The organism is Mucilaginibacter jinjuensis (assembly GCF_028596025.1).
In the GTDB taxonomy this organism is placed as follows: domain Bacteria; phylum Bacteroidota; class Bacteroidia; order Sphingobacteriales; family Sphingobacteriaceae; genus Mucilaginibacter; species Mucilaginibacter jinjuensis.
The window spans coordinates 4,874,554-4,887,846 of record NZ_CP117167.1 but is presented as its reverse complement, the minus strand read 5'-3'; the positions used below and the strand labels follow the sequence as shown (position 1 = coordinate 4,887,846).

Annotated in this window: 13 protein-coding genes; 7 read left to right on the top strand and 6 right to left on the bottom strand. The window is 43.6% G+C overall.

Translation table 11 applies throughout. The features are described from left to right. Nucleotides 1-109 precede the first annotated feature (109 nt). Nucleotides 110-1,033, top strand: a complete 924-nt coding sequence (locus PQO05_RS21040) for a DUF72 domain-containing protein (RefSeq protein WP_273629420.1) — start codon at nucleotides 110-112, stop codon at nucleotides 1,031-1,033. Nucleotides 1,034-1,247: 214 nt separating this feature from the next. Then, complete coding sequence (argH, locus tag PQO05_RS21035) at nucleotides 1,248-2,582, top strand: argininosuccinate lyase (RefSeq protein ID WP_273629419.1); 1,335 nt, start codon at nucleotides 1,248-1,250, stop codon at nucleotides 2,580-2,582. A 185-nt stretch (nucleotides 2,583-2,767) separates the two neighbouring features. On the opposite strand, the gene PQO05_RS21030 is transcribed toward argH, so the two are convergent. The 3 genes from PQO05_RS21030 to PQO05_RS21020 all read right to left on the bottom strand — a co-directional run bounded on the left by PQO05_RS21030 (nucleotide 2,768) and on the right by PQO05_RS21020 (nucleotide 4,421). Further along, entirely contained in the window at nucleotides 2,768-3,403 is a 636-nt protein-coding gene (locus PQO05_RS21030) for an HAD family hydrolase (RefSeq protein WP_273629418.1), read from the bottom strand. 97 nt (nucleotides 3,404-3,500) lie between these two features. After that, nucleotides 3,501-4,190 carry a DUF1345 domain-containing protein gene (locus PQO05_RS21025; protein WP_273629417.1) on the bottom strand — a complete coding sequence of 230 codons (690 nt, stop codon included), beginning with the start codon at nucleotides 4,188-4,190 and terminating at the stop codon, nucleotides 3,501-3,503. 30 nt (nucleotides 4,191-4,220) lie between these two features. Beyond that, the gene (locus PQO05_RS21020) at nucleotides 4,221-4,421 is read right to left on the bottom strand and encodes a YwbE family protein (protein WP_273629416.1); all 201 of its coding nucleotides are present in this window, start codon (nucleotides 4,419-4,421) and stop codon (nucleotides 4,221-4,223) included. Nucleotides 4,422-4,768: 347 nt separating this feature from the next. On the opposite strand from PQO05_RS21020, the gene PQO05_RS21015 reads away from it, so the two are divergent. Then, nucleotides 4,769-7,801 (top strand): glycosyltransferase family 117 protein, encoded by a 3,033-nt coding sequence (locus PQO05_RS21015; protein ID WP_273629415.1) that lies wholly within the window; start codon nucleotides 4,769-4,771, stop codon nucleotides 7,799-7,801. Between the two features lie 26 nt (nucleotides 7,802-7,827). After that, the gene (locus PQO05_RS21010) at nucleotides 7,828-8,598 is read left to right on the top strand and encodes an Fpg/Nei family DNA glycosylase (protein WP_273629414.1); all 771 of its coding nucleotides are present in this window, start codon (nucleotides 7,828-7,830) and stop codon (nucleotides 8,596-8,598) included. Between the two features lie 210 nt (nucleotides 8,599-8,808). Here PQO05_RS21010 and PQO05_RS21005 read toward each other — a convergent pair whose 3' ends face one another. Further along, the gene (locus tag PQO05_RS21005; RefSeq protein WP_273629413.1) at nucleotides 8,809-9,873 is read right to left on the bottom strand and encodes a M20 family metallo-hydrolase; all 1,065 of its coding nucleotides are present in this window, start codon (nucleotides 9,871-9,873) and stop codon (nucleotides 8,809-8,811) included. 174 nt (nucleotides 9,874-10,047) lie between these two features. On the opposite strand from PQO05_RS21005, the gene PQO05_RS21000 reads away from it, so the two are divergent. Genes PQO05_RS21000 through PQO05_RS20990 form a run of 3 tightly spaced genes read left to right on the top strand, consistent with a single transcriptional unit; the run spans nucleotide 10,048 to nucleotide 12,268 of the window. Next, nucleotides 10,048-10,710 (top strand): basic secretory protein-like protein, encoded by a 663-nt coding sequence (locus PQO05_RS21000; RefSeq protein ID WP_273629412.1) that lies wholly within the window; start codon nucleotides 10,048-10,050, stop codon nucleotides 10,708-10,710. Nucleotides 10,711-10,756: 46 nt separating this feature from the next. Continuing rightward, the gene (locus PQO05_RS20995; RefSeq protein ID WP_273629411.1) at nucleotides 10,757-12,043 is read left to right on the top strand and encodes a DUF2851 family protein; all 1,287 of its coding nucleotides are present in this window, start codon (nucleotides 10,757-10,759) and stop codon (nucleotides 12,041-12,043) included. 3 nt (nucleotides 12,044-12,046) lie between these two features. Then, nucleotides 12,047-12,268 (top strand): PspC domain-containing protein, encoded by a 222-nt coding sequence (locus PQO05_RS20990; protein ID WP_174314938.1) that lies wholly within the window; start codon nucleotides 12,047-12,049, stop codon nucleotides 12,266-12,268. A gap of 22 nt (nucleotides 12,269-12,290) precedes the next feature. Here PQO05_RS20990 and PQO05_RS20985 read toward each other — a convergent pair whose 3' ends face one another. Together PQO05_RS20985 and PQO05_RS20980 are read right to left on the bottom strand one after the other, a co-directional pair. Further along, complete coding sequence (locus tag PQO05_RS20985; protein WP_273629410.1) at nucleotides 12,291-12,530, bottom strand: hypothetical protein; 240 nt, start codon at nucleotides 12,528-12,530, stop codon at nucleotides 12,291-12,293. Nucleotides 12,531-12,580: 50 nt separating this feature from the next. Next, the gene (locus tag PQO05_RS20980; RefSeq protein WP_273629409.1) at nucleotides 12,581-13,228 is read right to left on the bottom strand and encodes an ankyrin repeat domain-containing protein; all 648 of its coding nucleotides are present in this window, start codon (nucleotides 13,226-13,228) and stop codon (nucleotides 12,581-12,583) included. Nucleotides 13,229-13,293 lie beyond the last annotated feature (65 nt).

Sequence of the window (13,293 nt, the reverse complement as noted above, 5' to 3'; positions counted from 1 at the left end):
GAAGAAAATTGAAAAAAAACAAAAAATGATAATCTACGGTTGAGTTTTATACCTGGCAAAATCGCCGCAGATTTACCGGTAAAAACCTATCTTCAACAAAAAATATTTTATGGAATTTGGCCGCGTTGACCCCTCAATATTAAAGGATATAGACTTTACTTTACCGCCTGATACGGCTTTGACAGCCAGTGTGTTGACAGCCGCAAAAGGTACGGGTAAACTCGAAGCACATGTGGGCTGCGCCAAATGGGGGCGTAAGGAATGGGTAGGGCAAATCTATCCCCCAAAAACTAAAGACGCCAATTTTTTAGATGAGTATGTTAAGCATTTTGATTCGATAGAATTAAATGCAACTTTTTATCAAACCTACGGCCCCGATACCATTGCCAAGTGGGCAGATAAAGCAAAACCAAACCCCGGTTTTAAGTTTTGCCCTAAGTTTTCGCAAAGCATCAGCCACATTCGTAGGCTAAAAAATGCGGAAGAAATTACCACGCAGTTTTATAACGGTATCATGGCTTTCGGCGATAAACTGGGCCCGCTGTTTTTGCAGCTGAGCGATAATTTTGCACCCAAAAGTTACCCCGAATTAAAAGCATATCTGGAGCATCTGCCACATGATGTGCCGGTCTTTGTAGAAGTGCGCCATAAAGAATGGTTTAACACTGCGGGTAAAGAAAATGATATCTTCAAGCTACTGCACGACCTGAATATGGGTGCGGTAATTACCGATGCATCCGGCCGACGAGATTGTGTACACATGAATTTGCCCACGCCGCATGCCTTTATCCGCTTCGTGGGCAACAGCCTCGACGCTACAGATTACAGACGGATTGACGACTGGGTTGCACGAATCAAAAAATGGACTGATGAAGGTTTACAATCGCTCTGGTTTTTTATGCACCAGCACGATGAGCGGTACTCGCCCGAGTTGGCTGATTATACCGTGAAAGAAATAAATAAGGCGCTGGGATTAGATATTATGAGGCCTAAGTTTTTGCCCCCGCCTCCTACACAGGGTGGACTGTTTTAATTATAAGCATACTATCCAATTTGTCATTGCGAGCGACAGCGTGGCAATCTCGTCGCCAATACTTATTCGATCTGTATGGCTACGAGATTGCCACGTCGTTCCTCCCGGCAATGACAAATTTGGAATAGTCCCGATTCCTGCCTCTCGATTCCTGATTCTCTTTCTCCCCCTTTAGGGGGTTGGGGGGCATTATTTTTTTCTACATCTTTGCAGCATGAGCAAACTATGGCAAAAAGAAACGGATAGTAATCAATTGGTAGATCAGTTTACGGTGGGTAAAGACCGCGAGCTGGATAATCAAATGGCAGCTTTTGATGTGCTGGGATCGCTGGCGCATACCAAAATGCTGGAAACTATCGATTTGCTGAGCAGCGAAGATCTGGACGTGATCCAGAAAGAACTGAAAGCAATTTACCGCGAAATTGAAGCGGGTAATTTTGCCATAGAAGCCGATGTTGAAGATGTGCACTCGCAGATTGAACTATTACTAACCCGCCGCATTGGTGAGGCCGGCAAAAAGATCCACAGCGGCCGCTCGCGTAACGACCAGGTTTTGGTTGATTTAAAACTCTTTTTCCGCAGCGAATTACAACAGGTGGTTGAAGAAACCAATACGCTGTTTCGCCAGCTAATTGAACTGAGTGAAAAACATAAAGATGTTTTATTACCCGGCTATACCCACTTACAGGTGGCCATGCCATCATCATTCGGCCTGTGGTTTGGCGCTTATGCCGAAAGCCTGACCGATGATTTGGAACTGGTTCGTGCTGCATGGAATATCACCAATAAAAACCCGCTGGGTTCGGCTGCCGGTTATGGCTCGTCGTTCCCGTTAAACCGTACCATGACTACCCAGTTATTGGGTTTTGATGACCTGAACTATAACGTAGTTTACGCCCAAATGGGGCGTGGTAAAACCGAAAGAATTATTGCACAGGCATTATCTGCTATTGCTGCAACATTAGGCCGTATGGCGATGGATCAGGCTTTATATTTGAGCCAGAACTTTGCCTTTATCAGCTACCCTGAAAACCTGACAACAGGCTCGAGCATTATGCCGCACAAAAAGAACCCCGATGTTTGGGAAATTATGCGCGGCCGTTGCAACCGTTTACAAGCCCTGCCAAACGACGTTGCCATGATGACCACCAACCTGCCATCGGGCTATCACCGCGAAATGCAATTGTTGAAAGAGTTGCTATTCCCGGCCTTTGCCGAGCTGAAACAATGCCTGCAAATGGCAACTTTTATGCTGCAACATATCACTGTAAAAACTGATATTTTAAATGATCCTAAATATACCTACCTGTTCAGTGTAGAAGAAGTGAACCGTTTGGTATTAAGCGGCACACCTTTCCGCGATGCTTACAAACAAGTAGGTATGGCGATTGAGAAAGGGGATTTTAACCCGGCTAAGGAAGTTAACCACACCCATGAGGGCAGCATCGGTAACTTAGGCAATGAGCATATTGTTGCTAATATGGATAAGATGTTGGAGAATTTTGGTTTTGATAAAATAGAGCAGGCAATTAGCGAGCTGACAAAATAAAATTCTTCCTGAAATAAAAATGCCCTTGGAAAACCAAGGGCATTTTTATTTTAACCTTTTTGCTGCCGCAGGTTTTTAACCTGTGGTAATACTGCTGTAAGGTTTCACCTTACGTAAGCTGAAAGCTTACAACAGAAAGGTCACAAGTTACGCTACGCTAAACTTGCGACAGCATCCGTTGGTTTCTATTCCAACCCCATAAAATAATCCGTCAAATCCCTGAAGTTATCAAACTTCAAATCATAATCATCGGTTTCGCCAAAACCGTAGCTTACAAAAACGAACGGAATCCCGGCAATGCGGCTCTGCTCACCATCACCCAGGGTATCGCCAATATAAACCGGGCTTTTTAACCCGTGCTTTTCGGCCAGTAATTTAATGTTATGGTTTTTGGGCATGTAGTTTACACCGTAGGCAAACTCATCTTTAATATGTTCATCAATCCCGGCCCAGTCAATAAATGAGCGGATGATGCCTTTGGCACAATTGCTCAAAATAAACAGATCGTATTTGGTGGCCAGTGCCTGCAAACCTTCGCGCACACCATCGTACAAAGTACCACCCATTTCGGCAATTAAACTATGGCGACCTGCATTAACCGTAGCATAAATCTGCTGGCGTTTTTCATCATCAAAGTCGGGCATAATTTCTTTGATCACTTTTTTGCCTTCCCAGCCCACCATCCGGGCCAGGTTGTCGCGTTCCACAACAATATCAATTCCCATTTCTTTGAAAACGTTGTTCCAAGATTGGGCGTAAGTATCAACGGCATCCCAAAGGGTTCCGTCCATGTCAAATATTAAACTATCTGGTTTTTGCATTTTTCTTATTTTCTAATTCCCCTCTCGAGAGGGGTTAGGGGTGTGTTCTTAAACTATTATTTAAAAGCCCTCACTCTCGTGGAAGATTGGGAGGCTTTTACGCACCCACCAATCCCGAAATCACGTTAATACTCAGTGCTACAATTGCCGTATTAAAAGCAAAAGAGATCATACCATGCACCCAGGCTAATCTGCGGATCTGCCTGTCAGAAATTTCCACATCCGATACCTGGAAGGTCATGCCGATTACAAAGGCAAAATATACAAAATCGAGGTAATCCGGGTTTTCTTCTTTTGGGAATTCGAGGCCGCCCATTGGCTTGGCATTGCCTTCATCATCATCTGTATCGTAATACATGTGTGCATAGCGTAGCGTAAACAGCGTGTGTACCAATACCCATGAGGTTATCACCGAGGCTATCACCAAAAATATATGCGCATTAATATCCTCGCGCGATGCGCCCTTGGTCATCTTCAGCAGAAATATTATGGCAAATAAACTCACTATCGATGCGCCGATCACTACGATGAAGATCATCGTCCGGCTCGAGTCTTCGAGTACGGCAATCTTTTTAAAATCGCGTGGATGTGCCGTGAGGATGATAATCCAGTCCATCACGATGGCAGAGGTGGCAAAAGTCATCCAGGTTAATAATATGGCTGTTGATGCCGATACCGTATGCAGCACGCTAAAACATACAATGGCCGCAATTATTAGCGATATGTATACGCGGTAGTGGGTATCCAGGGCAAGTATTTTTTTTCGGGGTATTGGTGTGTTACTCATTGGGTTAAAAGTACTGTTTATATCAGCAATTTAGTCTTCCTCAAATATCTCAATTACCCGGCCAACCTGTCCGTCTTCCAAACGCACTTTAATGCCGCGCGAGTGGTAAGGTGCGCTGGTTAATAACCTATCAACAAAACCGCGGGTACGCGCGCCGGTGCGCTGGTCTTTCTTCAATATAATATCAACCTCCAGGCCGGGGTAAATATCGCTTCTGGTTTTTCCATCCATGAGGGCAAAGATAGGTTATAAGATAGAGACAGGAAACAAGATGCAAGAAACAAGACCCCTACTTTGTCATTCAGAACGCAGTGAAGAATCTTCTTCGATAAGCATTAACTGCTCTACACAGCGAAGAAGATCCTTCGCTATCGCTCTGGATGACAAAGTTTATACCCACTGTGTTATTAGTAAGGCAATGATAAATAGAGGAAGTTAGTCTTGTCTCCTGCATCTTGTTTCTTGCCTCTCTCTCAAAGCGTTAAATATTGTTAAGAAATGTTAAACGGAAGTTAAGGCCCATACATCCCATTAATTTAAGCCGGATATTAGTGTTCGAAACTAAACACTTATGCCTCATGAGCTATCAAAAAATCAATAACCTGTTGGGCTGGCTTTGCTTTATTGTTGCGGCCACAACTTATATTTTAACTTTAGAACCTTCCGTAAGTTTTTGGGATTGCGGCGAATTTATTTCCTGCGCGTACCGTTTGCAGGTATCGCACCAGCCGGGTTATCCTTTGTTTGCCATGCTGGGTAAGGTTTTCTCGCTATTAAGTATGGGCGATAAAAGTAAGGTGGCTTACTTTACCAATACGGGCTTTGCACTATCGAGCAGTGCGGCTGTTATGTTTCTGTTTTGGACTATTACTGCAATGGCCAAGAAGCTGCTCATCAAGCGTAGCGAACAGTTAAGCACCACCCAAATTATTATGGTTATGGGAGCCGGGTTGGTTGGTGCTCTCGGCTTTACTTATACTGATAGCTTCTGGTTTTCGGCTGTTGAAACGGTAGTGTTTTCGCCGGCCATGCTTTGTACCGCACTGGTTCTGTGGGCAATATTTAAATGGGAAGCATGCGCCGATGAACCCGGTGCCGACCGCTGGTTGGTTTTTATTGCTTACATTATGGGATTATCGGTAGGTATCCACCTGCTTAATTTGTTAACTATACCAGCGCTTACGCTTATTTATTATTTCCGCAGGTATAATAAAATCAATGTTAAAAATACGGTGATTGCCTTTTTAGCGGGCGTGGTATTGCTGGCCTTTGTACAGTTTGGCATTATCCAATACACTGTAAAGTTTGCCGGTTACTTTGATCTGTTTGCGGTGAATACGCTTGGTATGCCATTTAATACCGGTGCCTTGATATTTTTAACTGTGTTAATTGGTGCGCTTGCTTATGGCATTGTATACAGTATCCGCAAACATAAACCGGCGCTTAACCTGGCTTTGGTTTGTGTGGCGTTTATTTATTTCGGCTACAGTTCTTTTACCATGATCCCTATCCGGGCGCATGCCGATACCAATCTGGATAATTACCATCCCGATAATGCTTTTGCTTTGAACGAGTACCTGTCGCGAATTCAATACGTTGCCCCGCCATTGTTATATGGGCCATACTTTGATGCCAAGGCTATCGACCAAAAAGACGGCTTAATCATGTACCGTAAAGGTACCGAACGTTATGAAGTAGTGGGCAAAAAACAAGAATTGATATACGACCATAATACCATTATGCCGCGTATGTTTAGTACTGATGCCAATGATGTTTCGTTTTATAAACAATGGTTGCGCCTGGGCGATAACCAAACGCCAACTTTTAGCGATAACCTGGCCTGGATGTTTAGCTGGCAGATCTACCAGATGTACTTCCGTTATTTTATGTGGAATTTTGTGGGCCGGTATAATGAGCAGGACGGACAGACCAGCACCCACGGCATCAACGGTAATTGGACCAGCGGTATCCTCGATCATGGCAAACATTTGCCAGATTCTGTGATGCTGAGCAATACCTATACGCCGCTTTATGCGCTGCCGTTGATTATTGGCTTGCTGGGTATTATCTATCAATATAAACGCAATAAGCAGGATGCTTTGGTATTGGCTACCCTTTACTTTTTTATGGGGATTGCCATTGTGCTTTACGTTAACCAATACAATCTGCAACCCCGTGAGCGCGATTACTCGTACGTAGGTTCGTTCTATGCCTTTGCCATTTGGATAGGGTTGGGGGTACTGGCTATTGCCGATTTGCTGATGCGCAAATTGAACGCGCGCACTGCATCATACCTTTCTATCGGCTTATGTTTATTGGTTGTTCCTATACTACTGGCTAAACAGGAGTGGAAAGATCATGACCGCTCCACCAAAAAAGTGGCCCATGATCTGGCTTACAACTACCTGATCTCATGCCCTAAAAATGCGATCTTATTTACTTCGGCAGATAATGAAACTTATCCATTGTGGTACGATCAGGAGGTTGAAGGGATCCGCCCGGATGTGCGCATTATCAATGTTAACCTGTTCTCGGCGGGATGGAATATGCGCCAGATGAAGCACAAAATGAACGATGCCGATGCTGCACCAATCAGTATGCCTTACGATAAATTTAAAGATGGTGTGCGCGATTATATCCGCTATAGCGATGCCAAACTGCCCGATTCGGTTGAGTTGAAGGAAGTGTTTGATTTTATGACTTCTGACGACCCACGCTCTAAACTGGAATACACCGATGGCAGCAGCGAAAATTACATGCCGACCAAAAACTTCAAACTTACTGTTAACAAAAAACAGGTGATGGATAACCACGTGGTTACGGCCGCACAGGAAAGTAAAATTGCCGATACGATTGAATGGGAATATCCATCGAATTACCTCCCTAAAGCCGGATTGGGCATCATGGATATTTTGGTACATAACGATTGGAAACGCCCCATCTGCTTTGCCTCATCAATGACGGACGAAGAAATTATCGGTCTGCGCCCGCACCTCTACAAAGAAGGTTTGGTTTACCGCCTGTTGCCACTGAAAAAAGAAGTAAAACCTGCCGACGACGAAAGCGAGCAAACCAATACCCTCGTGATGTACGATAACATGGTGAACAAGTACAAATGGGGCAATATGAAAAGCGCCAAATACCTCGATAGCCAAACTGTTGATGTATTTTACCCGATGCTGATGGCTAACTTTATCGTTCTGTCTAACAACCTGATCAACGAAGGTCACCCGGATATGGCATTAAAAGCGCTGCACAAATATGATGAGGTAATGCCAACGCAGCTTACGCCTTATATTGATGTGGCTACCCGTAAATATTATATTGCCGATACCGCCTATCATCTCAAAGATATTAGCATGGGCAACAGGTACGTGAATAATGTGAATGCTTATGTGAAAGATCAGCTCGATTATAACTACCGTCAGCTAAAAGATAATTCAGATTCGGTAAGCCTGCGGGATGTGAAGATTGGGGTATCGCTCATAAACGCTATGGCGGCTTTGACCAAAGAAAATAATCAGCTTGCTTTAAACAACAAACTGGAAGGCGAACTTAAAGACTACGAAGGCAAATTTTCTACTATATTAGGAAGCAATAACGGCCAATAGCTGTTATTGCTTAAAAGAGAACGATTATGCCAGAGTTGCCAGATCTGCAGGTATTTGCCCGCAACCTTGATAAAAAGTTAGGTGGTAAAACACTAAAGGAAGTTGTAGTGCACAGCAAGAAGCTCAATGTTTCTGCCGATGCATTGCAGCATGCCCTGCACAATAAAACACTGAAGACAGTTTACCGCGAAGGCAAAGAGCTTTATTTCGATTTTGGTGAGCATACTTTGGCGTTGCACTTAATGTTGCACGGTCAGCTGTTTTTATTTGAGGATAAGAACACGAATAAATATACAGTAGTTGAACTACACTTTAAAGACGGCACAGGCCTTGCGCTAACCGATTTCCAGTCTGCCGCCACACCAACGCTCGACCCGGAGAAAAAAACTGCTCCAGATGCATTGGATGAGTCGGTAGATGCCAAGTGGTTGTTCGCCCAGCTGCAAAAGAAACGTACGGTGATTAAGAACCTGCTGCTGGATCAAAAGTTTATCCGTGGGATAGGTAACGCTTATGCCGATGAAATTTTTTACGATGCCGGGATCTCGCCATTCTCAGTTGCCAATAAAATACCCGAGGATAAGGTTAAAGTACTGGCCAAATCCATCAACCACGTTTTAACCCATGCCGAAAAAGAGATTGTAAAAGCCAAGCCGGATATTATCAGCGGCGAGTTCCGTGATTTTCTGCAGGTGCATCATACCCGTAAAAAAGAAACACCAAAAGGGGAGAAGATTTTAATTAATGATGGTACGAGGAAGACGTATTATACGGAGGGGCAGGAGCTATTTGAGTAGAGTCAAGAAACAAGAGCCCAGAAACAAGATATAAAATTTGTCATTGCGAGGTACGAAGCGATCTCGTAGCTATAAAGGTCGAATAAACATTGGCGACGAGATTGCCACGCTATCGCTCGCAATGACAAAAATAAAAAGGAAAGCCCTGCAATTTCGAATTGCAGGGCTTTCTTATCTTGTTTTCTGGGCTCTTGTTTCTTGTCTCTAAATTCAATTAATGCTCTCCAGCATCTTCACATAAAGCTCAATGCCTTCACGTATCTCATCCACATAAATAAACTCATCAGAACTATGTGAGCGGGCCGAATCACCGGGGCCAACTTTTACAGATGGGATATCCAGTAATGATTGATCCGATGTAGTAGGCGAACCGTAGGTGGTACGGCCCAGAGCAATACCAGCCTGTACAATCGGGTGGTTTTTATCTATTGATGATGGCTTTAAGCGGATCGATCTTGGTTTAACATCACTGGTTACATGCTGGCGGATAATCTCCAGTACTTCTTCGTTGCGGTAAGCATCAGTAACGCGCACGTCAACAGTAAAAGTACACTCGGCAGGTACCACATTGTGCTGCGAGCCCGCATTGATAATCGTAACCGACATTTTAATCGGCCCGAATACTTCCGACTCTTTAGGGAATTTGTAGCTGCGGAACCACTCAATATCTTTAATGGCTTTGTAAATGGCATTATCACCCTCTTCACGGGCGGCGTGTCCTGCTTTACCGTGGGCGGTGCAATCCAGTACCATTAAACCGCGCTCGGCAATGGCCAGTTGCATTAGGGTGGGTTCGCCAACAATGCCGAAATCAAGCTGACCCAGATCCGGGATAATAAGTTCGAGACCGTTTACGCCTGAAATTTCCTCTTCGGCAGTAGCAGCTAGGCAGAAGTTATATTTAAGGTTCTCTTTTTCGTAAAAATGTAAGAAGGTGGCGATTAATGATACCAGGCAACCGCCTGCATCATTACTGCCTAATCCGTATAGGATGCCATCTTCAATTTTAGCATCAAACGGGTCGCGGGTGTAGCCGCTGTTGGGTTTAACGGTATCGTGATGCGAGTTAAGTAAAATGGTAGGCTTAGCCGGGTCGAAATGCTTGTTCCATGCCCAGATGTTGTTCATTTTACGGTGCGTTTCCACCCCATGCTGCTCCAGGTAAGCGTTAACTATATTGGCTGTAAGGTTCTCTTCTTTACTAAAAGACGGGGTTGATATTAAGTGCCGCAGCAACTGTACGGCCTCCTGAAATAATGTATCAGTGTAGATCATAAATGTAAAAGCGTGTAAACGCTATGCAATGGTATATAAAGTACAAACATAGTAGTTATTTGGTTAATTGAATGTTAAATTGCAGTGATGCCGGTCACTAAATATGCACTCTTCTAACCTAAAAGTGACAAACTGGTAAGCAGGGGCATTATTTATAATTCTTAATTTGTGCCCATGAAAACATTGCTCTTATCCCTGTGCCTTGCATTTAGCATTAACACATTCGCTCAAACCCCTGAAGTTACCAAAAAAGGTGGCTACACATTAATATTTACCAATAACGACCCTGATTTAGACCCTGCGGTTAAAGAAAAACTAATCAGTACCTTCTTTAAAGTATACCCCGAACTGGCTAAAGAATACAATAAAAAAACGGCCAAAGAAGTATTTATGATGGTTGATACCGCTTACGCCGGTGTTGCCGAAACTGATAACGCCCACGTACGCATCAGCAGTAAATGGATGCACAAAAAGCCCGAAGATATTGATGTGGTTACCCACGAAGTAATGCACATTGTGCAGGATTATGGCCAAAGCAACGGCCCGGGTTGGTTAACCGAAGGTATTGCCGATTATGCCCGTAACCAGTTCGGCGTTAATAATGTAGCTGCCAAATGGAGCCTGGCCGATTTTAAACCGGGGTCTAACTACGATAATGCTTACCGTGTTACTGCCCGCTTTTTACTGTGGATTGAAAATCATCACAAAAAAGGCATTGTAAAAGTATTGGATAAGCAAATGCGCGAGCATACTTATGTGGATAGCGTTTGGAAGGACCAGACCGGCAAAACTTTAGATGAACTTTGGGCCGAATATGCTGCCAATCCGGCTTTGTAAATAGGTTTATTTCGGTAAATTGCAGGTTAAATACTAACCCTTAATCATGCTTTTTACCGAAGATTTTTTATACCATGTATGGAAGTTCCGGTTGTACAACCGGGACTCTTTGCAAACTACCACCGGCGAAACAATCGAGGTAATTAACCCGGGCATGCAAAATACCAATGCCGGCCCCGATTTTCAACAGGCACGTATTAAGATTGGTGATACTCTTTGGGCAGGTAATGTAGAAATTCATGTAGCCGCTTCGGATTGGGATAAACACAATCATCAGCAGGATAAGGCTTACGATAATGTGATCCTCCACGTGGTTTACCGCGATGATGCCCCGGTTAAAACAACCGAAGGCAACCTGATGCCCACACTCGAACTGGAACACCGGATCCCTGCCGAACTATACAGCCGCTACCACAACCTCGTTTACGGCGATCAAAAAATAATCCCCTGCGAAAGCGCGATCCACACCGTTGATGATTTAACGATGCGCACCTGGCTGACCAGAGTATTGGTAGAACGTCTGGAAAAGAAGTCGGCCTTTGTAGCCCAGACCTTAAAACAAAACACCGGCGACTGGGAAGAAACCTTTTATCAGCACCTCGCTGCAAATTTTGGTTTTAAAATCAATGCCCTGCCTTTCGAGATGCTGGCTAAATCTTTACCACAGGTTATCCTCGGTAAACACAAAAATAGCCCGCTGCAAATTGAGGCTTTAATATTCGGACAAGCAGGTTTTCTGGAAGAAGATTTTAAGGACGAATATCCTAATCAGCTTAAAACAGAATACCAGTTTCTGCGGAAGAAATACGGCTTTGAGCCGATAGACAAGTACCTGTTTAAGTTTTTGCGGCTGCGCCCGTTGAATTTTCCAACCATCAGGCTGGCGCAGTTTGCGGGGCTCATCAGTAAATCAAATCACCTGTTATCTAAGGTGCTCGAGATCAGTGACGTAAAACTGCTGCGCGATTTGTTTACCGATATCCCTGTTAACCCTTACTGGGAAACGCATTACCGTTTTGATGTGGAGAGCGCACCATCATCTAAAGAAATGGGATTGATTTCTGTTAATAATCTATTGCTCAATAGTTTGGCGTTATTTTTGTTCAGTTATGGTAAGCTGCACCAACAAGAGCGGTATATTGACCGTAGTTTGCTGTTATTGGAGCAATTACCTGCCGAAGACAACTCAATTATTAGTAGCTTTGTAGAATTGGGCGTTAAAACAAAAACTGCTTTTGAAACCCAGGCTTTGCTGGAGCTAAAAAATAATTATTGTAATTATAAGAAATGCCTGCAATGCAGCGTTGGAAATAAGATATTAAAACTGATTTAAAGGATGTTACAACGGATATTAACCTTTTTCGAACGATATTCATTTGGTGTTTGCACTTACCTGGGCGAGCGCTTTAACGTGTCTATCTCTAAAATCAGGCTTTTCTTTATCTATTCGTCGTTTTTGGCAGTAGGTTTCCCGCTTATATTTTACTTCTTCGCCGGTATTGTGCTCGATATCCGCAACTATGTTAAGCGTGTACACACCCGCGTAACCGATCTGTAATAGAAATTGAGTAAAGCAGATTTTAGTTCTGCTCTTCGTACTCAATTTTTACCTGTACATCTTTATCGTTATGTATTTTGGCAAACTGGCCGGTATTACGTGTAAAATCAGGGTCGGTATCCAGGTATATGCTCAACACATGGATAATCTGTGGTTTTGATGATGAGCCGATATTGTAAATGCAAGGTTCGCCTTCATCAATCTTACGTTTAATTTCCTGGTATTCTTTACCGGTGAGCATCACCATTTTTTCAGCTTTCATGCTTATGAGGTTAGTATCAAAAATGTAACACGTAAAAATACAAATTTGATTTAGCTTAATATATCGGCAATTTCTGTAAAACCCTTCTCGCGGGCCAAATCGGCAGGGAGCTTGCCGCCTTCCATACGTGCCTCAACAGAAGCGCCTGCTTCTAAAAGCATGATCAATATATCCAGATTGCCATTTTGGGCAGCGCTATGCAGTGGAGTAACACCTGCTTGCTGTATCACATTCACATTGGCACCGCTATCTATCAACAGCTTGGTTATGGCTGTAAAATTACCCGCAACTGACGAATGTATGGGCGCAACTCTAAAACCATTGTCGGCAGGCAGGTTTACATCGGCACCTTTCAGTACCAAATACCGGGCAACTTCGAGGTGTCCGAAAAAAGCAGCAAGCCCAAGCGGCGTAAACCCATCGGGTGCATAACTGTTAACATCATCGGGATGTGTTTGTACTAAATAGGCCACGGCATCAAACTTACCCACGGCAGATGCTTCGTATAAATTAATCTCTTTCAGAAAACCGAGTATCACATCGGCCGATTGTGGCTTCTTAAAATAACAGGCCAGCAACAGGGGCGAAACATTATAACTGGTACTGCTTGTTGCAAGATCAGGATGTTGGGTTAGCAGGGTTTTAATGCCCGCAAGGTCATCAGCAGCAATATACTCTTCCAGTTGTTCCACACTCATGAGTCAATAATACAAAAAAATTAAAAACTATTACAAATGGTGCTTTAATCTATTAAGTTTATATT